The 24,006-nt window shown below is 62.3% G+C and carries 19 protein-coding genes; 10 read left to right on the top strand and 9 right to left on the bottom strand.

Annotated elements, in window-relative coordinates:
* Window positions 1-2: 2 nt before the first annotated feature.
* The 3 genes from glnG to glnA form a co-directional block, all read right to left on the bottom strand.
* On the bottom strand, window positions 3-1,433 hold the full coding sequence (glnG, locus tag JGZ97_RS01540) for a nitrogen regulation protein NR(I) (RefSeq protein WP_207060832.1): 1,431 nt from the start codon (window positions 1,431-1,433) through the stop codon (window positions 3-5).
* On the bottom strand, window positions 1,417-2,496 hold the full coding sequence (gene glnL / locus JGZ97_RS01535) for a nitrogen regulation protein NR(II) (protein ID WP_207060831.1): 1,080 nt from the start codon (window positions 2,494-2,496) through the stop codon (window positions 1,417-1,419). Before glnL ends, glnG begins: the two co-directional genes overlap by 17 nt.
* Window positions 2,497-2,780: 284 nt before the next feature.
* Window positions 2,781-4,184, bottom strand: a complete 1,404-nt coding sequence (gene glnA, locus JGZ97_RS01530; protein ID WP_207060830.1) for a glutamate--ammonia ligase — start codon at window positions 4,182-4,184, stop codon at window positions 2,781-2,783.
* A gap of 378 nt (window positions 4,185-4,562) precedes the next feature.
* Here glnA and typA point away from each other — a divergent pair, with 378 nt between their 5' ends.
* From typA to JGZ97_RS01490, 8 genes are all read left to right on the top strand, one after another.
* A complete protein-coding gene (typA, locus tag JGZ97_RS01525; protein ID WP_207060829.1) occupies window positions 4,563-6,380 on the top strand; it encodes a translational GTPase TypA in 1,818 nt (605 codons plus the stop codon).
* A 79-nt stretch (window positions 6,381-6,459) separates the two neighbouring features.
* A complete protein-coding gene (gene pip / locus JGZ97_RS01520) occupies window positions 6,460-7,410 on the top strand; it encodes a prolyl aminopeptidase (protein WP_207060828.1) in 951 nt (316 codons plus the stop codon).
* 31 nt (window positions 7,411-7,441) lie between these two features.
* Window positions 7,442-7,879 (top strand): D-aminoacyl-tRNA deacylase, encoded by a 438-nt coding sequence (gene dtd / locus JGZ97_RS01515; protein ID WP_207060827.1) that lies wholly within the window; start codon window positions 7,442-7,444, stop codon window positions 7,877-7,879.
* A gap of 279 nt (window positions 7,880-8,158) precedes the next feature.
* Window positions 8,159-10,228, top strand: a complete 2,070-nt coding sequence (locus tag JGZ97_RS01510) for a diguanylate cyclase domain-containing protein (protein WP_207060826.1) — start codon at window positions 8,159-8,161, stop codon at window positions 10,226-10,228.
* Between the two features lie 290 nt (window positions 10,229-10,518).
* Entirely contained in the window at window positions 10,519-11,148 is a 630-nt protein-coding gene (gene gmk / locus JGZ97_RS01505) for a guanylate kinase (RefSeq protein WP_207060825.1), read from the top strand.
* Between the two features lie 77 nt (window positions 11,149-11,225).
* Window positions 11,226-11,489, top strand: coding sequence for a DNA-directed RNA polymerase subunit omega (rpoZ, locus tag JGZ97_RS01500; RefSeq protein ID WP_207060824.1), 264 nt, complete (start codon window positions 11,226-11,228; stop codon window positions 11,487-11,489).
* Between the two features lie 59 nt (window positions 11,490-11,548).
* Window positions 11,549-13,666 carry a bifunctional GTP diphosphokinase/guanosine-3',5'-bis pyrophosphate 3'-pyrophosphohydrolase gene (gene spoT, locus JGZ97_RS01495; protein ID WP_207060823.1) on the top strand — a complete coding sequence of 706 codons (2,118 nt, stop codon included), beginning with the start codon at window positions 11,549-11,551 and terminating at the stop codon, window positions 13,664-13,666.
* A 68-nt stretch (window positions 13,667-13,734) separates the two neighbouring features.
* Window positions 13,735-14,121, top strand: a complete 387-nt coding sequence (locus tag JGZ97_RS01490; RefSeq protein ID WP_207060822.1) for a RidA family protein — start codon at window positions 13,735-13,737, stop codon at window positions 14,119-14,121.
* 34 nt (window positions 14,122-14,155) lie between these two features.
* Here JGZ97_RS01490 and ggt read toward each other — a convergent pair whose 3' ends face one another.
* Window positions 14,156-15,862 carry a gamma-glutamyltransferase gene (gene ggt, locus JGZ97_RS01485; RefSeq protein WP_207060821.1) on the bottom strand — a complete coding sequence of 569 codons (1,707 nt, stop codon included), beginning with the start codon at window positions 15,860-15,862 and terminating at the stop codon, window positions 14,156-14,158.
* A 183-nt stretch (window positions 15,863-16,045) separates the two neighbouring features.
* On the opposite strand from ggt, the gene JGZ97_RS01480 reads away from it, so the two are divergent.
* A complete protein-coding gene (locus JGZ97_RS01480; protein WP_207060820.1) occupies window positions 16,046-17,320 on the top strand; it encodes an HDOD domain-containing protein in 1,275 nt (424 codons plus the stop codon).
* A gap of 38 nt (window positions 17,321-17,358) precedes the next feature.
* Here the strand turns inward: JGZ97_RS01480 and JGZ97_RS01475 are convergent, their stop codons facing one another.
* Window positions 17,359-19,260, bottom strand: a complete 1,902-nt coding sequence (locus JGZ97_RS01475; protein WP_207060819.1) for an ATP-binding cassette domain-containing protein — start codon at window positions 19,258-19,260, stop codon at window positions 17,359-17,361.
* A gap of 240 nt (window positions 19,261-19,500) precedes the next feature.
* Between JGZ97_RS01475 and JGZ97_RS01470 the strand changes: the two genes are divergently transcribed.
* On the top strand, window positions 19,501-20,211 hold the full coding sequence (locus tag JGZ97_RS01470) for an FKBP-type peptidyl-prolyl cis-trans isomerase (protein ID WP_207060818.1): 711 nt from the start codon (window positions 19,501-19,503) through the stop codon (window positions 20,209-20,211).
* Between the two features lie 89 nt (window positions 20,212-20,300).
* On the opposite strand, the gene JGZ97_RS01465 is transcribed toward JGZ97_RS01470, so the two are convergent.
* The 4 genes from JGZ97_RS01465 to JGZ97_RS01450 all read right to left on the bottom strand — a co-directional run bounded on the left by JGZ97_RS01465 (window position 20,301) and on the right by JGZ97_RS01450 (window position 23,988).
* A complete protein-coding gene (locus JGZ97_RS01465; RefSeq protein ID WP_207060817.1) occupies window positions 20,301-20,693 on the bottom strand; it encodes a carboxymuconolactone decarboxylase family protein in 393 nt (130 codons plus the stop codon).
* Window positions 20,694-20,950: 257 nt separating this feature from the next.
* Window positions 20,951-21,649, bottom strand: coding sequence for an HNH endonuclease (locus JGZ97_RS01460; RefSeq protein ID WP_207060816.1), 699 nt, complete (start codon window positions 21,647-21,649; stop codon window positions 20,951-20,953).
* Between the two features lie 384 nt (window positions 21,650-22,033).
* A complete protein-coding gene (locus tag JGZ97_RS01455; RefSeq protein WP_207060815.1) occupies window positions 22,034-23,431 on the bottom strand; it encodes a TRAP transporter large permease in 1,398 nt (465 codons plus the stop codon).
* Complete coding sequence (locus JGZ97_RS01450; RefSeq protein ID WP_207060814.1) at window positions 23,431-23,988, bottom strand: TRAP transporter small permease; 558 nt, start codon at window positions 23,986-23,988, stop codon at window positions 23,431-23,433. The genes JGZ97_RS01455 and JGZ97_RS01450 overlap by 1 nt, the downstream gene beginning before the upstream one ends.
* Window positions 23,989-24,006: the final 18 nt, after the last annotated feature.

Raw genomic sequence — 24,006 nt, 5'->3', positions numbered from 1 at the left:
TATTATACGCTGCCCTCTTCCCCCCGGGCACCGGTTTCCATCCCCAACTCCTTGATCTTCCGGGTGAGCGTATTCCGGCCCCAGCCCAGCAGCTGCGCCGCGTCCCGGCGCCGCCCACCGGTGTGCTTCAGGGCGCTTTCGATCATAATCCGCTCAAACACCGGCACCGCCGCCCCCAGCAGGTCCTGCTGACCGCGGCCCAGCTCCTGGTCGGCCCACAACCGCAGCCCCTCTTCCCAGCTTCCAACCGGCACCTGCGCCTGCTCCTCGGCCAGCAGTTCCGGCGGCAGGTCATCCACCAGCACCTCGCGCCCGGAAGCCATAACCGTGATCCAGCGACAGGCATTTTCGAGCTGGCGCACGTTCCCCGGCCACTGCAGCTTGCTCAGGTAATTTTCCGCCTCGGGGGTGAGCACCTTGGGCTCCACCGACAGCTCTTCCGCGGCGCAGTTGAGAAAGTGCTGGGACAGCCGGGGAATATCCTCGCGCCGCTCACGCAGCCGGGGAATGTGAATACGGATCACGTTAAGGCGGTGAAACAGGTCCTCGCGAAAGCGCCCTTCCTTGACCAGCATCTCCAGGTTCTGGTGGGTGGCGGCAATGATCCGCACGTCCACCTTGATCGGGGTGTGCCCCCCCACCCGGTAGAATTCACCGTCCGCCAGCACCCGCAGCAGCCGGGTCTGGGTCTCGGCGGGCATGTCGCCGATCTCGTCGAGAAACAGGGTGCCGCCGTCCGCCTGCTCAAAGCGCCCCTTGCGCTGGCCGCCGGCGCCAGTGAACGCCCCCTTCTCATGGCCGAACAGCTCCGATTCGATCAGATCCTTGGGAATGGCCGCCATGTTCAATGGAATGAAGGGCGCGCGCGCGCGCGGGCTGTGCACGTGCAGCGCGTGGGCCACCAGCTCTTTGCCGGTGCCCGATTCACCGTTGATCAGCACCGTGATGTTGGACTGGGAGAGGCGGCCAATGGCACGAAACACCTCCTGCATCGCCGGCGCTTCACCGATAATCTCGGTGCTCTCCTGCAGCCCCGCGGCCTCGGACTCCACCTGGTTTTCCCGCGCGTGCGCCACGGCCCGCTTGACCAGGGAAACCGCCTCGTCCACATCAAAAGGTTTGGGCAGGTATTCAAAGGCCCCTCCCCGATAGGAGGCCACCGCGCTGTCGAGGTCCGAGTGGGCCGTCATGATAATCACCGGCAGCTGGGGATAACGTACCTGGACGGTATCGAGCAGCTGCAAACCGTCGATACCGGGCATGCGGATATCGCTGATCAGGGTATCGGGCTGGGCGGACTCCAGGGCGCGAAGGGCGGCGTCGCCGCTTTCAAAGGCGCGGGTGACAACCCCCTCCTGCTCCAGCGCTTTCTCCAGCACCCAGCGAATCGAGCGGTCGTCATCGACGATCCAGACCTTAGTTTCCGTTCGCATGCTTCTGCTCCAAGGGTAGGTAGATCAGGAACTCGGTACAGCCGGGCTCGCTCTGGCACTCGATAAGGCCGCTGTGCTGGTTGATCACCGACTGGGCAATGGACAACCCAAGCCCCGTGCCTTCGGCGCGGCCACTGATCATCGGGTAAAAGAGAATCTCTTTGAGCGCCTCGGGAATTCCGGGTCCGTTATCGATAATGGCAATCTGGCAGACCAGCCGGTGGCGCTCTGTACCGAGGGTAAACTGGCGAATCGCCCGGGTTCTGAGAATCACCCGCGGCGCTTCAACATCGCCTTCGGTGAGCGCCTGCACGGCATTGCGCACCACGTTGAGAAAGGCCTGAATCAACTGCTCCTCGTCCCCCTCCACATCGGGAATACTGGGGTCGTAATCGCGGATAACCTCCAGCTTGCCGTCGGTCTCGGCACTGATCAGGCTGTAGATGCGTTCCAGGATCAGGTGGATATTGAGGGGCTGAATCTTGGGCATGGTGCGCGGCCCCAGCATCCGGTCCACCAGGTTCTGCAGCCGATCGGCCTCACCGATGATTACCTGGGTGTAGTCGCTGAGACTGGCATCGGGCAACGCCCGGTCCAGCAGCTGGGCGGCGCCGCGAATCCCCCCCAGCGGGTTTTTGATCTCATGGGCGAGCCCGCGAATCAGCTCCCGCGTGGTCTGTTGCTGGGCGCGGGCATCCTCCTCGCGGCTGATACGCATCAGGCGATCCCGGGGCTGAATTTCCAGCAGCAGGTAGCCCCCCTGGTCTGCCGCCAGGGGCGTCACGCTGTAATCGGCCACCAGCTCACGACCGCTGTGAAGCTGAAGCTGCGCTTCACGCCGGGTAAAGGCATGACCTGCGCTGACGGCGTCATCGATAATTTGGTAAAAGCCGGCGTGATCCCTCACCAAGCCGACGATGTTCTCCCCCTCGACCCGCTTGGCACTGATCTCGAACAGCATCTCCCCCGCCGGATTGATGTAGCGCAGGCAGCGGTCGCGGTCGAGAAGCAGCACAGCGCTGGAAAGGTTATCCAACAGCTGTTTGTAAAGCTTCTGCACCATATTGAATCCCATCCCTTTGCGATCATTAAATCAATGCAAAAAGCAAACCATTAGAGCTGAAAATTTATACGTCTGTTTTTAAAGGCTTTAACCGGAATACATAAAGAGAGAGGGAGTAGTGTGCCTCAGGGCCTCGCACCATTTTAGAGCACAGCCAAGAGCGTGCGCCATCGTGCTGCGGCGTCCCGGATACCGCTACCGGCGCCCTGCCTCCGCGGCATGCCTACATCCCTGTAGGCAAAAAAAAGCCTCCCGAGGGAGGCTTTCTCTTCCAGCGGCTTGGCTTAGACGCTGTAGTACATGTCGAACTCGACCGGATGCGTGGTCATGCTCAGCACTTCCACTTCTTCTTTCTTCAGGGCGATATAGGCATCGATCATATCGTCGGTGAAGACACCGCCGGCAGTCAGGAACTCGCGGTCTTCATCCAGCGCGGCCAGGGCCTGGCTGAAGTTTTCGGCCACGGTGGGGATTTGCAGCGCTTCCTCGGCGGGCAGGTCGTAGAGATCCTTGTCGGCAGGGTCACCGGGGTGGATCTTGTTCTTGATGCCATCCAGGGCCGCCATCAGCAGTGCCGCGAAACACAGGTAGGGGTTGGCGGAGGGGTCCGGGAAACGGAACTCTACGCGACGGGCCTTGGGGTTGCTGACGTAGGGAATACGGATAGACGCGGAACGGTTACGGGCGGAGTAAGCCAGCATAACCGGCGCTTCGAAACCCGGCACCAGGCGCTTGTAGGAGTTGGTGGAGCCATTGGCGAAGGCGTTGATAGCACGGGCGTGCTTGATCACACCGCCGATGGCGTGCAGCGCCATATCGCTCAGGCCGCCGTAGCCGTCACCGGAGAACAGGTTCTGGCCGTCCTTGGAGATGGACATGTGTACGTGCATACCGGAGCCGTTGTCACCGACCAGCGGTTTGGGCATGAAGGTCGCGGTCTTGCCGTAGGCGTGGGCCACGTTGTGGACGCAGTACTTGAGGATCTGCACTTCGTCGGCTTTCTCGACGATGGTGTTGGCGCCAACGCCGATTTCACACTGGCCGGCGGTGCCCACTTCGTGGTGGTGTACCTCGACGGTGAGGCCCATGGCGCTCATGGCGTCACACATGGCGGCACGCAGGTCGTGCAGGGAGTCGACCGGGGGAACCGGGAAGTAACCGCCCTTGACGCCCGGACGGTGACCGATGTTGCCACCTTCAAAGCTGTGGTTGGACGCCCAGGCCGCCTCGTCGGAGGAGATGGCGTAGCCGCAGCCGCTTATGTCGGCGTGCCACTTGACGTCGTCAAAAACGAAAAACTCGGGTTCAGGGCCGAACAGGGCGGTGTCACCCACGTTCAGAGACTTCATATACTCTTCGGCACGACGCGCCACGGAACGGGGATCACGCTCGTAACCCTGGCCGGTGGCGGGCTCGACGATGTCGCAGCGAACGATGACGGTGGTGTCTTCGGTGAAGGGATCCAGCACGGAAGCGGAATCATCAGGCATCAGAATCATGTCGGACTCATTGATCCCCTTCCACCCGGCGATGGAGGAGCCGTCAAACATCTTACCGTCTTCAAAAAAGTCCTCGTCCACTTCGGTGACGGGAATGGTGACGTGCTGTTCTTTACCTTTGGTATCGGTGAAACGCAGGTCTACCCACTTCGCTTCACTTTCTTGAATCAGTTTCAGAGTCTCTGACATTTGGATCTCTCCGTATTTTCTTGGGCCGATTTTGGTCCTAAGCGGTTGCTTCCCCCTGTGCCAGCGCACAAAGCGGAAAAACTCGAGTGAATAGTAAGGCAAATGCCATGCCAGACATTAAAAACCTATAACTCTTTGATTCTTCGAAAACAGCCCCACCTTCCCCCATCTGCAGCGCTTTGTTTTGGTGCACGCAAACGCCAAAGGCACCAAAATGGTGCGGCAGAATTGATTTTCGCCTCATTGCAGAGCACATCACTCAGCACGCAGCTTAATACAGCGAAAAGTTATTGCATATATTTGCAACGCCAAACCGCGTGTAAGGCTCCAACTGTTGTATAATCGCGCCCTTTTAAAAGCAGCTCCCGGAGTGAAGCAGTGATTGAGAACCTCAGAAACATCGCCATTATCGCGCACGTAGACCACGGCAAGACGACCCTGGTCGACAAGCTGCTGCAGCAGTCCGGGACCCTTGCGCGTCGGGACGAGGGCGCCGAGCGCGTCATGGACTCCAATGACCAGGAGAGAGAGCGCGGCATTACCATCCTGGCCAAGAACACCGCCATCGAGTGGAACGGCTACCGCATCAACATCGTCGACACCCCCGGCCACGCCGACTTCGGCGGCGAGGTGGAGCGGGTGCTCTCCATGGTGGACTCGGTGCTGCTGCTGGTGGATGCCGTGGACGGCCCCATGCCCCAGACCCGCTTCGTCACCCAGAAGGCCTTCGCCCAGGGGCTCAAGCCCATCGTGGTAATCAACAAGGTAGACCGCCCCGGCGCGCGTCCCGACTGGGTGGTGGACCAGGTATTTGACCTGTTCGACAACCTGGGCGCCACCGACGAGCAGCTCGACTTCCCCATCGTCTACGCCTCGGCCCTCAACGGCATCGCCGGACTCGATCCCGAAGAGATGGCTGAAGACATGCAGCCGCTGTTCGAGGCGATCGTGGAAAAGGTCGAGCACCCGCAGGTGGATGCCGAAGGCCCCTTCCAGATGCAGATTTCAGCCCTGGACTACAACAGCTACGTGGGCGTTATCGGAGTCGGTCGGATCAAGCGCGGCCGTGTGGCGCCTAACGCACAGCTGAAGATCATCGACGCCGAGGGCGGCGTGCGCGGCGGCAAGGTACTGCAGGTGATGGGCTACCTGGGTCTGGAGCGGGTCGAGGTCAAAGAGGCCCAGGCCGGAGACATCGTCTGTATCACCGGCATCGACCAGCTCAACATCTCCGATACCCTCTGCGCCCCCGAGCAGGTTGAAGCACTGCCGGCCCTGACCGTCGACGAGCCCACCGTGTCCATGACCTTCCAGGTCAACGACTCGCCCTTCGCCGGCCAGGACGGTAAGTACATCACCAGCCGCAACATCAAGGAACGCCTCGACCGTGAGCTGATTCACAACGTCGCCTTGCGGGTGGCCCAGGGCGATAGCCCGGACAAGTTCATCGTCTCCGGTCGCGGCGAGCTGCACCTGTCGGTGCTGATCGAGAGCATGCGCCGCGAAGGTTTCGAGCTGGGTGTTTCGCGCCCCGAGGTCATCCAGCGCGAAGTGGACGGCGAGATCCACGAGCCCTTTGAGCAGCTGATGATCGACGTGGAGGAACAGCACCAGGGCGGCATCATCGAGGAGCTGGGCAAGCGCAAGGCCGAAATGACCAACATGGAGGTCGACGGCAAGGGACGGGTACGGCTCTCCTTCACGGTGCCCTCGCGTGGCCTGATCGGCTTTCGCAGCCAGTTCCTGACCATGACCTCGGGCACCGGCATCATGACCTCCATCTTCGACCACTACGGCCCCGCCAAAGAGGGCGCCATGAGCAGCCGCATCAACGGCGTGCTGATCTCCAACTGCGCCGGCAAGGCGCTGACCTACGCCCTGTTCAACCTGCAGGAGCGTGGCCGCCTGACGATCGACCCCAACATCGACGTCTACGAGGGAATGGTGATCGGCATTCACAGCCGCAGCAACGACCTTACCGTCAACCCCACCAAGGCCAAGCAGCTGACCAACATCCGCGCCGCGGGTACCGACGAGAACCTGCTGCTCACCCCCCCGGTGCGCTTTTCCCTGGAGCAGGCTCTAGACTTCATCGAAGACGACGAGCTCGTGGAGGTCACCCCGCACCACATCCGCGTTCGCAAGAAGCTGCTCAAGGAACACGAGCGCAAGCGGGCCTCTCGCAGCCAGGGGTAATCAATACGGCCACGGAGGGCCTTGCCAAATTTCGCGGGCTCTCTTTCGTTATACTTAGCCGAAAACGAGACGGAGCCCCATGCTGACCCTCTACCCCGAAATCCAGCCCCATACGCGCCACTTTCTGGCGGTGGACCCACCCCACCAGATTTACGTGGAAGAGTCGGGCAATCCCAAGGGCATTCCGGTCCTCGTGGTCCACGGGGGCCCCGGTAGCGGCAGCTCCGACAGCAGCCGCTGCTTCTTCAACCCCCAGAAGTACCGGATCATTCTGTTTGACCAGCGCGGCTGCGGGCGCTCGGTCCCCCACGGCTCACTGGAAAAGAACACCACCGCCCACCTGATCGGTGACATGGAGGCGATTCGTCTTCGACTGAATATCGACCAGTGGCTGCTGTTCGGCGGCTCCTGGGGCTCCTCCCTGAGCCTGGCCTACGCCCAGGTTCACCCGGAGCGGGTTGCAGGCCTCATTCTGCGGGGCATCTTTCTCTGCCGCCAGGCCGACGTGCAGTGGCTCTTCCAGCGCGGCGCCAGCCGCTTCTTTCCCGACCACTGGCGGGAGTTTCTCGAACCCATTCCCGAGCCGGAACAAGACGACTTGGTTGGCGCTTACTACCGCCGCTTGATGGACAACAACGAGATCGCGCGCATGGCCGCCGCCAAGGCCTGGAGCGTATGGGAGGCACGCTGCTCAACCCTGGCCCCCAACACGGAGTTGGTGGAGCAGTCCCGGGAGCCTCACTTCGCCCTCGCCCAGGCCCGTATCGAGACCCATTACTTCGTCCATAAGGCCTTTATGGAAGAGGGCCAGTTGCTGAGCGATGCCCACCGTATCGCCCACATCCCCACCGTGATCGTGCACGGCCGTTACGACATGGTCTGCCCGATCGAGCAGGCCTTTGAGCTTTACCAGGCCCTGCCCGACGCCGAACTTCACATCGTCCGCAATGCCGGTCACAGCGCCCAGGAGCCGGGCATCACCGACAACCTGATCAAAGCCACTCGCCAGTTTGCCGAGCGCCTGGCTTGAGGCTGGCAACCTGGAGAGGTCCCCTTCAAAGATGTTGGCACTGTTGCAACGGGTAAGCGAAGCCGCCGTCAAGGTGGATGACCAGGTGGTGGGACAGATCGGCCCCGGCCTGCTGGTCTTTCTGGGCGTGCAAAAGGATGACGACGAGGCCACCCTGCAACGCCTGCTGCAAAAAGTTTTAAGCTATCGAATTTTCGCCGACGCGGACGGCAAGATGAACCTCAGCCTCACCCAGACCGGTGGCGGATTGCTGGTGGTATCCCAGTTCACCCTCGCGGCCGACACCGCCAAGGGGTTACGCCCCGGCTTCTCCCGTGCGGCACCTCCAGCCCTGGGAGAGGCGCTTTACGACCGCTTCGTCAGCGAGGCACGGCGCATTCACGCACCGGTCGCAAAGGGACGCTTTGGCGCCGATATGCAAGTCAGCCTGGTCAATGACGGCCCGGTAACGTTTCTGCTGGAAGCCTGAACCGCCGGTGCCCCATACCCTATTTAGGAATTTTTCCTATTTTCAAACAGCCGTTCGATTGAGATACTGCTTTCAACGCGCTGACAGAGGGATCTGACGGTAGCAGGGAGAGCCACCGGTTCACACCAGAGGACGAAACGCTCGTTACAAAAAGGCCCCGCCGGGAAGGTTGGGGCCTTTTGTTTTTCCGTCCGATACTCCGCCCCCCGCGGCTGAACTATTATTACGCCGTATCGGGGCCCTCTTCTCGCCCCTCGCCTTTCTATTCAGGGATGAACCATGGAGGCTTCCCGCCTACGCCGTTCCCATCGCTGCCGCGCGGCAACGGCGGCGCGGCTGGTTTGGATGCTTTGGGTGCTGCTCGCACCGTCACTTGCCACCGCCCAGGACAAGGCCGGTGCCGGGCTGACCCCTGTTCGCCTGCAGTTGCAAAACCAGCACCAGTTCCAGTTCGCCGGCTATTACGCTGCCAAGGCCCAGGGTTATTACCGCGAGGCAGGCCTTGCGGTGGAGTTCGTGCCGGCCTCCCCCGACCACGAGCCGATTGAGTCGGTACTGGGCGGCCACGCCGATTACGGCGTGGCCAACGCGGCCGTTCTCCAGCAGCGGCTGCAGGGCCGCCCGCTGGTGGCCCTGGCTGCGGTATTTCAGCACTCGGGAGCGGCGCTGATCGCACGACAAGACAAGGGGGTGCAGGCCCTCACCGACCTGACCGGGCGGCGGGTAATGCTCAAACCCAGGGATGTGGAGCTGATTGCCCTGCTACGAAGCGAAGGGGTATCCGTCAGCGAAATGATACTGACCGAGCACACCTTTGATATCGAACCGATGGTCGAGGGCCGCGTGGCTGCGACCAGCGGCTACCTGCCGGCCACGCCCTACGAACTCGAAGCGCGGGACATTCCCTACGCCGCCTTTTACCCCGCCGCCTACGGGCTCGGCTTTTACAGCGACATTCTGTTTGCCAGCGAGCAGCAGTTGCGGGCGCACCCAAAACAGGCACGGGCATTTCGCGCCGCCTCCCTGCGCGGCTGGGAGTACGCCTTAAGCCATGTGGAGGAGATGATCACCCTCATCCTGCAAGACTACCGTCCCGAGCTCAGCCGCGAGCGACTGCGCTACGAAGCCTTGCGCATGCGCGGGCTGATCATGCCGGAGCTGGTCGAATACGGTCACATGAGCCGTGCACGCTGGCAACACATGGCCGATACCCTGGTGCGCACCGGCATGGTTCAGCCCAGTTACTCTCTGGAGGGCTTTATCTACGACCCAACACCCCGGCCGGACTTCAGCCGCTGGCAAACCACGGTGATTCTGCTGCTGGCGGTCTTGGCGGGCGTCGCACTGGTCGCGGGGCTGCTGGTGCGCTACAACCGCCGCCTGCAGGCGGCCATCCGAGACGGCCACGAAGCCCGCGCCGCCCTGAACGAAAAGACCGCGCTGTTTCAGGCCATCTTCGACAGCATGCCCGACGCCACGGTGGTCTCCGACACCCGCCGCAACGTGATCATGACCAATCCTGCGTTCGGGCGCACCTTTGGCTACCACGAAGCGGAGCTGGTCGGGCGCAGCTTTAAACGCCTCTACGCCGACCCTGAGGATTTCGAGAAGCAGGGACGACTCCGCTACAACCTGCAGACCACCGCGCGCCTGGCGCCTTTTGAAATTGCCATGCGACGCAAGAACGGCGAAGCCTTTCCCAGCCTGACCCAAGGCGCGCCCGTGTTGAGCGAAGACCGGCAGGTGCTGGGATTTGTCGCCGTGATTCGGGACATTACCGAGCAGAAAAAGGCCCGCGAGGAGATCGAACGCCTGGCCCTCACGGACCCGGTAACCGGGCTGGCCAACCGCCATCACTTCAACCAACGCTTTCACGAGGCCGTCAAACTGGCCGAGCGTCAAGATCTCTGGCTCTCGCTCGCCATGATGGACCTGGACCTGTTCAAAGAGGTCAACGACCGCTTCGGCCACCCTGTCGGTGACGAGGTGCTGGTGCGGGTCGGACAGGTCCTCAAGCGCTGCTTTCGGGAGAGTGATGTGATCGCCCGCATTGGCGGGGATGAGTTCGCCGTCATCATTATCGGCCCTGAAAGCCTCGCGGACGTGCGCCACCTGGCCGAGCGGGTAATCCAGGCCTTTGCCCAACCTCTGGCGCTGGAAGGGTGCGCCGTGCAGATCGGTGCCAGCTTCGGCATAGCAACCTACCCGCTGGACGCCACGGACCCCAGTGAGCTTATTCGCCTGGCCGACAACGCCCTCTATACCTCCAAGCACCAGGGCCGCAACATCTGCACCCTGGCCAGCGAGCCCCGTTCGGGCTGCGGCCAAGACCAGCCCGGCGCCCCATGAACCCCACCCGGGGTGCCACCCTCGGCTCAGCCCCCTCCCCGTCAACCTCAAGACCCCGATCAGGAAGGTCAGGATGAGGCGCATGAACCGGGGGGCGGCAGATCGGAACCGTGCCGCCAGCGCCTCAGCAGGCTGCATCTGAGTGGCAGTCTGATATCATTGTGCGACCACCCCGAAGTGCTCGGGGCCAGCGCCAAAAGCGCTTTATGGGGTCCGGCGCCCAGGCGGGCCTCGGCGGTTGTCGCTCCAAGCCACCAAGACTCTTTGTCAATACACTAGCGGACGTTTTCATGAACCAGCAGTTGGACAGCAAAGGCACTCTTTATATCGTTTCCGCCCCCAGCGGGGCCGGCAAGACCAGTCTGGTCAAGGCGCTCCTGCAGCGCGACCCGCTGGTCAGCGTATCCGTTTCCCACACCACCCGGGCGCCACGCCCCGGCGAAGTGGAGGGCTGGGACTACTATTTCGTCAGCCGCGAGGATTTCGAGTCCATGGTGGCCGAAGATGCTTTTCTGGAGTCGGCGGAGGTGTTCGGCAACTTCTACGGCACCTCCCGCGCTGCGGTGGAAAGCACCCTGGCCGAAGGCAAGGACGTGATTCTGGAGATCGACTGGCAGGGTGCCCAGCAGGTGCGCACCCTGATGCCCGAGGCAGTATCGGTCTTTATCCTGCCCCCGTCGCGGGAGGCCCTGGAAGAGCGGCTGAACAACCGGGGCCAGGATGCGGCCGAAGTGATCGCAGGGCGCATGGCCCAGGCAGTGACCGAGATGTCCCACTACCACGAATACGATTACCTAGTGGTCAACGACCAGTTCGAGCAGGCCCTGGAGGAGCTGGCAGCGGTCTTTCTCTGCCGCCGCCAGACCCTGGTCCGTCAGCGTCAGCGCCACCAGGCCACCATCGACCAGCTCTTGTCATAAGGGGCGCCGGTTTGTAAACTGTCTGGCTTGTTTTTTGGACCCCAACCCCTTTTCTTAACTGCCCCCAGAGGTTAATAATGGCTCGTGTAACCGTAGAAGATTGCCTGGAGAACGTCGAAAACCGCTTCGAACTGATCATGGTCTCCGCCAAGCGCGCCCGCCAGCTGGCGGTCGGAGGCAAGGAGCCCAAGGTAGGCTGGGAAAACGATAAGCCGACGGTCGTCGCCCTGCGCGAGATCGCCGAAGGCCACATCGACGCCAGCATTCTCAAGGAACAGCCGGTTGAACTCGATCTTCTCGAAGAAGCTGCCGAGGCGCCCAGCACCGAACGTGCTGAATAGGAAGTACCCCGCCCCCCGGGCGGCCGGCTTCTTGGCCCGGTAGTCGTCAAGGAGTCCGGATGCCCACGATCCAAGACCTGTCACATAGCCTGACCTCCTACCTGGACGCCGACCAGATCAATCTGGTTCGGCGTGCCTACTACTACGCCGAACAGGCCCACGATGGCCAGCGCCGCAAGAGCGGCGAACCCTACGTTACCCACCCCCTGGCGGTGGCCTCCATCCTCGCCGAAATGAACATGGACCATCAGAGCCTGATGGCCGCCATGCTGCACGACGTCATCGAGGACACCCAGGTCGACACAAAGGGGCTGTCCAGCCAGTTCGGCGAGACCGTCACCGGCATCGTCGATGGGGTCAGCAAACTGACCCACCTGCACTTCGAGACCAAGGCCGAGGCCCAGGCCGAGAATTTCCAGAAGATGGTCATGGCCATGGCCGAGGACATCCGGGTAATTCTGGTGAAGCTGGGCGACCGCCTGCACAACATGCGCACCCTGGGGGTGATGGCGCCGGAGAAGCAGCGCCGCATCGCGCGCGAGACCCTGGACATCTACGCCCCGGTGGCGGCACGGCTGGGGATGCACGACATTCACGTGGAGCTGCAGGACCTGGCATTTAGGGCCTACTACCCGATGCGTTACAAACACATCGGCCGGGCGGTGCAGCAGGCCCGGGGCAACCGCCTGGATATGATCGAAAAGATCGGCGACACCCTCAGCGCCTGTCTCAAGCGCGAGGGGCTTCCGGGCACCGTGACCGGCCGCGAGAAGCACCTCTACAGCATCTACCGCAAGATGGTGACTCAGAAGAAGTCCTTTGCCGAGATCATGGACGTCTTCGCCTTCCGTATCGTCACCGACAAGATCGACACCTGCTACCGCATTCTTGGGGCGGTACACAACCTCTACAAGCCGGTGCCGGGACGCTTCAAGGACTACATCGCCATTCCCAAGGCCAACGGCTACCAGTCCCTGCACACCGACCTGTTCGGCGCCCGGGACATCACCATCGAAATCCAGATCCGCACCGAGGAGATGGAGCAGGTAGCCAACCAGGGCATCGCTTCCCACAGCGGCTACAAGGCCGGCGGCGAACCGGCCAGCGCCAAGGCGCAGGGCAACTACAACCGCGCCCGGCAATGGGTGCAGGGGCTGCTGGAGATGCAGAAGCAGGCCGGCAACTCCATGGAGTTTATCGAGAGCGTGAAGATCGACCTCTTCCCCGACGAGGTCTACGTCTTTACCCCCAAGGGGCGCATTCTGGAGTTGCCCAAGGGGGCGACGCCGGTGGACTTTGCCTACGCGGTACACACGGATGTTGGCAACAACTGCGTCTCCTGCCGCATCAACCGCCGCCTAGCCCCCCTGAGCACGCCCCTGGAGAGCGGCCAGACGGTGGAGATCATCACCACCCCCAGCGCCCAGCCCAACATGGCCTGGCTTAATTTCGTCGTAACCGGCAAGGCGCGGACCAATATCCGCCACTTCCTCAAGCACAAGCAAAACGCAGAATCGGTGAGCCTCGGCAGGCGCCTGCTGAACCAGTTCCTCGCCAATTACGACCTGTCCGTGGACACTCTGGACCCGGAGCACCTGGGTCAGTACCTGAAGGGCTCAGGCCTGCAGAGTCTCGACGACCTACTCAAGGAGATCGGGCTTGGCAACCGCATGGCCTACATCGTGGCGCAGAAGCTCAAGCCCCGCTCAGGCAATGAGCAGGATGAGAACCAGAGCGAGGAGCCCCTCTCGGTGAGCGGGACCGAGGGTATGGTGCTCTCCTACGCCCGCTGCTGCCACCCGATTCCCGGCGACAGCATCCTGGGCCACATCAGCAGCGGGCGGGGAATTGTGGTGCACCGGGACGATTGCCGGAATATCGCCGAGTTCCGCCATGATCCCAAGAAATGCGTCTACCTCAACTGGGACAAGCGGGTGTCGGACGAATTCCAGGCCAGCCTCAAGATCGAGCTGATGGCCCAGCGCGGCATCATCGCCACCCTGGCCACCAAGGTATCCGCTGCCGGCGCCAATATTCACCGTATCGACATCGATGAAAAAGAGGCCCAGATGAGCACCGTGCACCTTGACGTCTCGGTACGCAACCGGGTTCACTTGGCCCAGGTGATGAAGCGCATTCGCACCCTGAGTTCCGTTTCACGGATTACCCGGGCCTGAGCCTGACCGGCAAACCGGCCCCGTTCGCGGTCCCTGCGACCCCGTACCCTTATCTACAAGGAGCCCCCATGAGCAACCGTGCAGTGATTCACAGCGACCAGGCCCCCGAGGCGATCGGCACCTACTCCCAGGCCGTTAAAGTGGGTCAAACCGTTTACCTTTCCGGGCAGATTCCCCTGATTCCCGAAACCATGCAGTTGGTGGACGGCGATGTGGAGGCCCAGGTAGTCCGCGTATTCGAGAACCTCAGCGCGGTCTGTGAAGCGGCCGGCGGTTCCCTGCAGGAGCTGGTGAAGCTCAACATCTACCTGACCGACCTTTCCAACTTCGAGACCGTCAACCAGGTGATGGCCCGTTACTTCAAGCAGCCCTACCCCGCCCGCGCCGCCATCGGGGTTGCAGCGTTGCCCAAGGGGGCGCAAGTGGAGATGGACGGCGTACTGGTCGTCGCCTGATTTCTTTTCCAAAGGCGACTGATTTTCCCGACGGTTACTGACCCATCGCCGCCCCCTCGCGGCGCGGGTCGATGCCGCTGCGCATGATACCGGCGCGGTCGATGGCGATGCCGTGCAGGCCGCTGTTGAGCACCCGCACTTTCACCGTATGCCCCAGCCGCTCCAGGGATGGCTTGAGCCTTGCTGCGGCCCTGCCTTCTTCCAGCGCCGTATAGCCGTTGCGGTTGCTGACGTGAGGCGCGGCGATGGCGGTCTGTAACGGCCAGTCCCACACCAGGGTCGTCAACAGGGTCCGTGCCACGTAATTGATAATCCGGCTGCCGCCCGGAGATCCCAGCAGCAAGCTGGGCTTACCCTGGAGATCAAAGACTATCACCGGCGTCATCGAGCTGCGCGGGCGCTTGCCCGGCTGCACCCGGTTGGCCACCGGTGCACCGTCCTCCTCGGCGGTGAAGGCAAAGTCGGTGAGCTGGTTGTTGAGTAGAAATCCCCCCACCATGAGCGTTGAACCGAATGCCATCTCGATGCTGGTGGTCATCGAGACGGCATTGCCGGCGGCGTCGACGATCACAAAGTGGCTGGTGGAAGGGAATTCGGGGGAGCGGTCGTCGCCCCGGGCCAGCCGTGCAACCCGACCGGGAGCCGCCTCGCCCATGTCCCGCTCCGGGTCGATCAGGCGGTGGCGGCGCGCCAGGTAATTCGGCTCCAGCAAGGCGTCGACCGGCACCGGAACAAAGTCGCTGTCGGCCAGGTAACGCGCCCGGTCAGCATAGGCAAGCCGGGCCGCCTGGGTGAAGAGGTGGACAAAGGCCGCCCCGTCAGGCTCGAGATCGACCAACGGGAAGGGAGCCAGCAATCCCAGTATCTGCAGCAGAGTCACCCCACCGGAGGTGGGGGGCGGCATGCTGCAGACCCGGTGCTCAAAGAAGGGGCGACACAAAGGCTCGCGCGCCACGGCCCGGTAACCGGCCAGATCCTCTTGGCTCAGCCTGCCCGGGTTATCCGAAGCCCCCTGCACTGCCTCGACAATCTGCGCCGCCAGCGGGCCACGGTAGAAATAGTCCGCCCCTTCGCTGGCGATCTGCTCAAGGGTCCGGGCCAGCGCCGGGTTACGCAGCCGGGTGCCCACCGGGAGCGGCTCGCCCTGCTCAAAAAAGTAATCGGCAGCCACCGGGTAGCGGCCCAGGCCCGGATTGATACCGCTGGCGATCAACCGGTGCAGCCGGGGGCTGACCTCAAAACCCTCCTGGCTCTGGCGAATCGCCGGCTGAAAAAGCTGCTCCCACGGCAGCTCCCCGTGCTCATCGTGGGCCAGCTCCAGCATGCGCAGCACACCGGGCACCCCCACCGCGCGGCCGCCCACCAGTGCATCACCCCAGGCCATGGGTGTGCCATCCGTCTTGAGAAAGAGGTCAGGGTCGGCGGCGGCCGGCGCCGTTTCACGGCCATCAAAGGCCTGCAGCCGTTGCTGCCCGGCATCCCAGTGGAGCATGAAGGCCCCGCCGCCGATACCCGATGACTGGGGCTCGACCAGGGTCAGCATGGCCTGTACGGCGACGGCCGCATCCAGGGCGCTGCCGCCGGCCTCGAGCATGGCGTAGCCAGCTTGGGTGGCCAGCGGGTGGGCGCTCACCACCATCTGCTCCCGAGCTTGCAATACCGGCTTGTCGGTCAGGCCGGTGGCAGCCTCGGGCGCTGCGGCCTGCTCCTGCGCCCGGGCGACACCACTGACGAGCACCATTATCAGGAACAGTGCCGGGATATGGAAACCCCCCGGGCACAGCGGGCGGCGTCTAACATATTGTTTATAATTCACGGGGCGAAACCGGGCCTTTTGGAGCTTGACGGCTTGAGTCGGCTCCTTCTAGGATAGCCGACAGTGTGCGCCCGGCGCACCGTCCGCCAACAGCGAGTGTGTAGTCCTATGCCCCATCAGCCGATCAGAATCGTGATGCTTAACGACAGCCAGGGAAAGATGCTGGTGATGTTGCCCAACGACCAGCTCCTCAACCTGGTTAGCGTCTGGAAATTCACCGGCCGCCGGCTGCAACCAGTCTCCTCGACAGATTCCCACAAGATTTTTTCCCAGCCGGCGCTGGAGTCCGACAGCGGCCGCCAGAAGCTGCTGGAACTGCCTTTGCTGGTCGATCCGGACTGTAAGCTCGAAGGCACGCTGAAACTGGTCGAACCCCATTCCGAGCGCGACTTCGAGGTGAGCGCCAGCGAGCTTGGCGCTCACGAAATCTGCAAGCTGGGGCTGACCCCGGCCGCCATCGACGCCAAGCAGCCCAAGGGCGATGATGTCACCGTCATCACCCGGGCCGTGGAGAAGTTCACCGCACTGCGCATCAAGCAGCGGCTGGAAGACACCCTGGGGCTGCCCACGCTGCCACCGACGGCCCAGAAGATCGTGGAGCTGCGCTCCGACCCCAACTCCGGCGTCGACGACCTGGTGCCCATCGTCAAGCTCGACCCCAGCCTCTCGGCCCAGGTCATGAGCTGGGCCTCTTCACCCTATTACGCCGCACCCGGCACCATCGACTCCATCAACGATGCGGTGGTGCGGGTGCTCGGCTACGACCTGGTGGTGAACCTGGCGCTGGGAATCGCCATGGGCAAGACCCTGGAGGTGCCCAAGGACACGCCCCGGGGTAGCACCCCCTACTGGCTGCAGTCGGTTTACATGGCCACCCTGACCGAGAAGCTGGTCAAGCAGATGCCGATCGCCACGCGCCCCAAGGCGGGCCTGGCCTACCTGGGCGGCCTGCTGCACAATTTCGGTTACTTGGCCCTGTCCCACATCTTCCCGCCGCACTTCTCCCTGGTCTCGCGCTATATCGAGGCCAATCCGCACCTGCACCACGAGTACGTCGAGAAACAGATTATCAACGTCACCCGCGAGCAGGTGGGCGCTTGGCTGATGGAGATCTGGAAGCTGCCGCAAGAGGTCTGCGGCGCCATTCGATATCAGAATGACCTGGGCTACGACGGCGAACACGCGGTCTACGCGCGGCTGCTCAACCTGGCGCTGCGGGTACTGCGTCAGAACGGAATCGGCGACGGCCCGGTCGGGGCGATCCCTGCCGACCTGTACGAATCCCTGGGGCTGAACCCCGAGCAGGTCCAGTTGGCCTTCGAGCAGATCAACGACAAAGAGAAGGAGCTGGAGGAGATGACCCGGCTGCTCAAGGCCGGCTAACCCTCACTTCCCCGCACCTTCCCGGCGGTTCGAGGCGCCTAGTCGCCCGCCAGGGCCTCGAGCTCTTCGCTCAGTTCCAGCCAGCGCGCCTCGGTCTCCTCCGCTTCTGCCCGCAGGGCGGCCTGCTCCTGCAGCCGCCCCCTGAGCGCATCCTTGTTCTCCTCCAGGTAAAGACCGGGGTCCGCCAGGGCCTCCTCCAAAGCTGACAGCGCCTCGCCCTGGCGCTCCATCGCCTGCTCGAGCTTGGCGATCTCCTTTTTCAGCGGACTGAGCCGCTGGCGCCGGGCGGCCTCTTCCCGCTTGCGCTCCTTACGGGCCTGGGCCGACTCGGCGGCCGGTTCCGCCGCACGCTCCACCGGCGCCTCCTCGCGGTTACGGCTCATCAGCCAGCGAGAGTAGTCCTCCAGGTCCCCGTCAAAGGGGGTGATGCGCCCGTCGCTCACCAGCAGGAACTGATCGACGCAATTGCGCAGCAGGTGGCGGTCGTGGGAGACCAGGATCAGGGCGCCGGGAAACTCCTGCAGCGCCAGGGTCAGGGCGTGGCGCACCTCCAGATCCAGGTGGTTGGTGGGCTCGTCCATCAGCAGCAGGTTGGGCTCCTGCCAGGCGATCAGGGCCAGGGCCAGGCGCGCCTTTTCGCCACCGGAGAAGAGCCGCACCGGCTCCAGGGCATCGTCACCCTGGAACCCGAAGCTGCCCAGGTAGTTGCGCACCGCCTGCTCACTGGCCTCGGGGGAGAGGCGTTGCAGGTGCAGCAGCGGGCTGGCGTCCAGGTCCAGGGCTTCGAGCTGGTGCTGGGCGAAGTAGCCGACCTTCAGGTGCTCGCCCTCCACCCGGCGCCCGCTCAGCAGCGCCAGGTCACCGGTGAGGGTCTTGATCAGGGTCGACTTGCCGGCCCCGTTGGGGCCCAGCAGGCCGATACGCATGTCCGGCTGCAGGTTGAGCGCCGCCTGCTCCAGCACCGGCTTGCCGGCATACCCCAGGGTCGCCTGCTCCAGGTTGAGCAACGGGTTGGAGAGCTTGCGCTCGCCGCGAAAGGAGAAGGTAAACGGGGAGTCGACATGGGCCGGCGCGATCTGCTCCATCCGCTCCAGCTCCTTGACCCGGCTCTGGGCCTGCTTCGCCTTGGAAGCCTTGGCCTTGAAGCGGCGTACGAACTGCTCGATGCGGGCCACCCGGGCCTGTTGCTTTTCGTAGCTGGCCTGCTGCAGGGCTAGGCGCTCGGCGCGGATCCGCTCAAAGGCACTGTAATTGCCCCGGTAGAGGGTCAGCTTGCCCCGCTCGAGGTGGGCGATCTCGTTGACCACCCGGTCGAGGAAATCGCGGTCGTGGGAGATCAACAACAGGGTGCCCGCGTAGCGGCCCAGCCACTGCTCCAGCCACAGGGTCGCATCCAGGTCCAGGTGGTTGGTGGGCTCGTCAAGCAGCAGCAAATCGGAGCGGCACATCAGCGCCTGCGCCAGGTTGAGGCGGATCCGCCAGCCCCCGGAAAAGTCCGACACCGGCCGTGACAGGCTGGTCTGGTCAAAGCCCAGGCCGTGCAACAGCTGCTCGGCGCGCGACCGGGCGCTGTACCCCTCGATGGCATCGAAGCAGGCGTGCAGCTCACCCAACTGACTGTGGCGGTCCTCGGCCTCGGCCTTCGCCATGGCCGCCTCCAGTTCACGCAGGGGAGCATCGCCGTCGAGCACGTAGTCCAGGGCGCTGCGCGCCAGGGCTTCCACCTCCTGGGCCATGTGGGCGATCTGCCAGCCGGCGGGCAGGCGCAGGGTGCCGGCGTCGGGCTGAAGACCGCCGAGCAGCAGTTGGAACAGGCTCGACTTGCCGCTGCCGTTGGCGCCGATCAGCCCCACCTTGTGGCCGGGGTGAATCCGCAGGTCGACCTGCTCAAGAAGAAGCGACTTGCCTCGCTGGAGGCTGAGAGACTGGAGTTCGATCATGGCGCGCAAGTCTACCACAGCCCCTGGCTAACCGGCGCGGGTGGAATTCACGGGAACTTTCCAGTTAAATGGTCGCTCAACGTAACCAGTATGTGGCCGAAGGGTTTTCCCCGCTGACAGCCCGATACGATGGCGCCGACGCTTACTCCAGGTAGAGCGCCCGTCCCATACCCAACGACAATTCGCCGGCCCCCCGGGCCGAATTAATCGACGCTTTAGTGACCGATACAAGGACAGCCAATGAAGAAAGCACTGATCTCCTCCGCGATCGCCCTCGCCCTCGCCTCCGCCCCCCTCGCTCAAGCCGCGGAGCTCGGCTCCGACGAGCAGAAGGTCAGCTACATCATGGGGCTGGATGTCGGCACCCGAATGGAGGGGCTGGGTTACGAGCTGGACCAGGAGGCCTTCCGCCAGGGACTGATGGAATCCGCCAAGAACAGTGAGCGCACACTCACCAACGAGGAGATCCAACAGGCCATGCAGGGGGCCCAGCAGCGCTACCAGCAGCGCCAGCAGGAAGCCCAGCAGGCTCAGGCCAAGGAGAACCAAGCCAAGGGTGAGGCCTTCCTCGCCGCCAACAGCGAGAGGGACGGTGTGGTGACCACCGCCAGCGGCCTGCAGTACAAGATCCTCGAAGCCGGTGAAGGCGACAAGCCCAAAGCCAGTGACACCGTCCAGGTGCACTACCGCGGCACCCTGATCGACGGCACCGAATTCGACAGCTCCTACTCCCACGGCGGCCCCGCCACCTTCCCGCTCAACGGCGTGATCCCCGGCTGGACCGAGGGGCTGCAGCTGATCGCCGAGGGCGGCAAAGCCGAACTCTACATTCCCGCAGAGCTGGCCTACGGCGCCCGCGGCATGGGCCCAGTGATCGGCCCCAACTCCACCCTGGTGTTCGAGGTGGAGCTGCTGGACATCAACCCGGAAGCGGAAAAAGCGGCCGAGTAAAAGCCGCTTATAACGCCTTCAAGGGAGCCCGATGGCTCCCTTTTTTGTGCCCGGTTGATTCCGGAGCGCAGAAAGCCTTGCGGTACGAGTCAGCCGTTATGGGGGTTTGATTCCCAGTCCGCTATCACCTCGTTCGCCACCCGAAACGCCTCGATCCCCGCAGGGGCGCCACAGTAGACGGTGCAGTGAAGCAGCACATCCTGTATCTCCTCGGCTGTACAGCCGTTACGAAGCGCCCCCAGCACATGGCCCCTGAGCTCGGCGGAGGCCTTCAGCGAGGCCAGTATCGCGACGGTGACGAGGCTTCTCGTCTTATCGGGAATCACCCCCTCAGACCATACCCCGCCCCAGGCATTCTCCGTCACCATGGTCTGCAGGGGCCTGGTAAAGGCCGTGGCGGAGTTCAACGCGCGATCCACGTATTCGTCACCCATCACCTTCCTTCTGACTTTCAGGCCCTTCTTGAATTTTTCTGATTCCATCCCCGTGTTCTCGTTTTTGTTTTTAGTACCGGGCCGAAACTGCGTAGCAGTGAAGGTCCGACCCCAACAACGCTGTGTTTAACGTTGCCGGCCTTGTTATGCAACAGCGTTTTACAGTGATGCTCTCTTAATCAGGTCGTAACGAATTCAAGGAGAAGTCCATGCTGTTGCCTTAAGAGGCGGCCCGCCGAATAATGGCGGACGCCCCAACGACGACAGCGAGCGACTGGTAACCTTTTTGAGGTGGTCTTTTCACTTCACTGAATCTTCGCGCTCTTCGCCAAGTTATGCCTTGCGCACAGGAGCTGGATGTTTTCCACCTTCAAAGATGTGCCTCCCTTCGAATACGGCAGGATGTGATCGAAGTGCAATTCATCAGTTGCGCCACATTCAACACACTTACCGCCATCACGTTTCCAAACTTGGAGCTTAACGCGAGTAGGAATAATTCTACTGCGCTTAGCTTCAGTATCATGTTCATCTTCCGGCGCATCCTCGCGGGATACACCCTCGACAGCCACAAGTTTGAATTTGAAAACCTCGCGCGAGCCGTCAGATTCGCGCCATGAATCTACCAAATGAAAATACCCATTATCGGACCAAATCCCTTTCTTGATTTTTTCGTATACCCTGACGATATCGGGATGCTTCAAGCCCGAGTTGTGATCCTGTGCAGCCTTGTGGAACTTTCCATTCTCTGACCGATTACCCGATGGTAAAAACTCTGGCTGATCGACAGCCTTGGGATTTCGAACGTGCTCCGTTCGTGGCTCATCATGACCTTCGTAGATGAGCACCGAGCCATCTTCTTCGACACGATCTTGGTAAGGAGCATTCGGATGAAGCGACATCAAAATTACAGAATGCCTACCACGCAGCCTAAAGTTCATACCGCGCTGCAAGCTCGTACCTTCTCTTTGGCACATCTCGTAGTAAGAAATGATATTCCCTCTCATGTCACCTTCTCTTCAGCACTTAACGCCGCCAAGAGCAAAAGCGCCGGGGCAGATCCCGCCTTTTGCCCGAGTTAAACACGGGAAACCTGGTCGTTCAGCGAGTCGTGAAAAATAGTTCTGTCCCTAGTTTGCTACGCACCACAGGCAGCTCACTTTGCCCCGCGCCTACGCTATCCGCTGCCCCATTAGCCACAGCATCAGACTATACCGTAGCAACCGAATTGATGACTATAACCTATTGATTGAATGGAAAATGCAGCGCACACCATTGGCAGGGGAAGCCTTCGCTAGGCGGGGCAGTACGGCGCAAGAACGGCCTAAATCCCCCTCTCCCTTCCAGATACAAAAAAACCCGCCGAAGCGGGCTTTTTATTGCGGGCCGGATCAGTAGCCCTTGAGGTAGTCGATGTACTCCGGCAGCCAGAGCGAGATCTGCGGGACGTAGGTGATCAGCATCAGGAACACCAGCATCAGCAGCAGCCAGGGCAGTACGGAGCGGATTACCCAGATCATGTTGCGTCCGGTGATACCGGCGGTGACGAACAGGTTCAGACCCACCGGCGGCGTCAGCATGCCGATCTCCATGTTCACCACCATGATGATACCCAGGTGAATCGGGTCGATGCCCAGCTGGGTGGCGATGGGGAACAGGATCGGCGCCATGATCAGCAGGATCGCCGAGGGCTCCATGAAGTTACCGGCGATCAGCAGCAGGATGTTCACCACGATCAAGAAGCCCCAGGCCGGCAGGCCCCACTCGATGATCACCTCGGCGATGGTATGAGGAATCCGCTCGGTGGTCAGCACGTGGGCAAAGAGCATCGCGTTGGCAATGATGAACAGCAGCATCATCGCCACCTTGGCGGCGTCCAGCACCACCTTGTTGACGTCCTTGCAGTAGATGCTGCGGGGGAACGCCAGGGCGATCTGCACCGCGTTACGGGCAAACGCGCTACCCAGACCTTCGCCGTCCTTACGCCAGGGCACGCCCTTGATAGGGCCGATGTCACGGTAGCCCATGACCGAAACCAGGTACGCGTAGACCGCCGCAGCCGCGGCCGCTTCGGTGGGGCTGGCGATACCACCGTAGATGGAGCCCAGCACGATGACGATCAGCATCAGGCCGCCCATGGCGATGGCGCCGGAGCGTGCCAGCTGGCCGAAGCCCGGGAAGGGCTGGGCGGGCAGGTTCTTGATCTTGGCGACGATGTAGATGGTCAGCATCAGCAGACCGCCCATCATCAGGCCGGGCACGAAGCCGGCCATGAACATGCGGGAGGCGGAGACCTCGGTGGCGGCGGCGTAAACCAGCATCACGATGGAGGGCGGAATCAGGATGCCCAGGGTGCCGGAGGTGGTGATGACGCCGGCGGCGAAGCTCTGCGGGTAGCCGGCGCGGACCATACCGGCGATCACGATGGTACCGATGGCCGCCACGGTGGCCGGGGAGGAGCCGGAAACCGCCGCGAACAGCATACAGGCCATGACCGAGGCCATCGCCAGACCGCCCTTGATGTGACCGACGCTGTCGATGGCGAAATCGATCAGGCGCTTGGCCACCCCGCCGGTGGAGAGGAAGGCCGAGGAGAGGATAAAGAACGGAATCGCCAGCAGCGTATAGTGCTCGGAGGTGGCCTCGAACAGCTTCAGGGCGATGGACGCCAGGGAGTCGTTGGAGAACATCAGGATGGTACCGATGCTCGACAGACCCAGCGCGATGGCGATGGGCATGCCCATGAACATGCAGGCAAACAGAATAATAAACAGCGTTGCGGTAGCCATTATTTCGCCTCCTGGGACTTGGCGTTCATCTCTTCCAGCTCTTTGGCGATATGCATGCTCTCTTCAGCTTCATCGGCCAGATGGAACCCTTCGGCCTGTTTGCGGAGCACCGCCCAGAACAGCTGCAGGAAGCGGATAATCAAGAGTCCGAAGCCGATCACCAGGATGCTCATGGGTATCCACTTCTGAATCGGCAGGTCTTCCATCTCGATGCCGATCATGTGCATCTTCTCCAGGTAGATCCAGGAGCCGTACAGGAACAGGCCGCAATAGATGAGGCACAGCAGAATGGCGAAAATAGTGACGCCGCGGTGCACGCCGCGGGGCAACATCTTGACGAAGACGTCAACGCCAATGTGGCAGCCCACTTTAACGCCGTAGGAGGCGCCGAACAGGACGAACCAGGCCGACAGGGTTAGCGTGACCTCCTGGGCCCAGTGGATGCCGGCGTTGAACCCGAAACGGGCCACTACCTCGGCGAAAACTAAGAGTGTCATGGACACCAGCAGGAGGCAGAGAATACTCTCCTCCAACCGTGTGATGGTTGCTTTAATCATGCCTCAAATACCCCTGAT

The sequence above is a fragment of the Motiliproteus sp. SC1-56 genome, assembly GCF_017309075.1.
Lineage (GTDB): Bacteria > Pseudomonadota > Gammaproteobacteria > Pseudomonadales > Balneatricaceae > Motiliproteus.
Note: the sequence above shows the minus strand (reverse complement) of the source record. Positions and strands in the feature narration are given on the sequence as shown.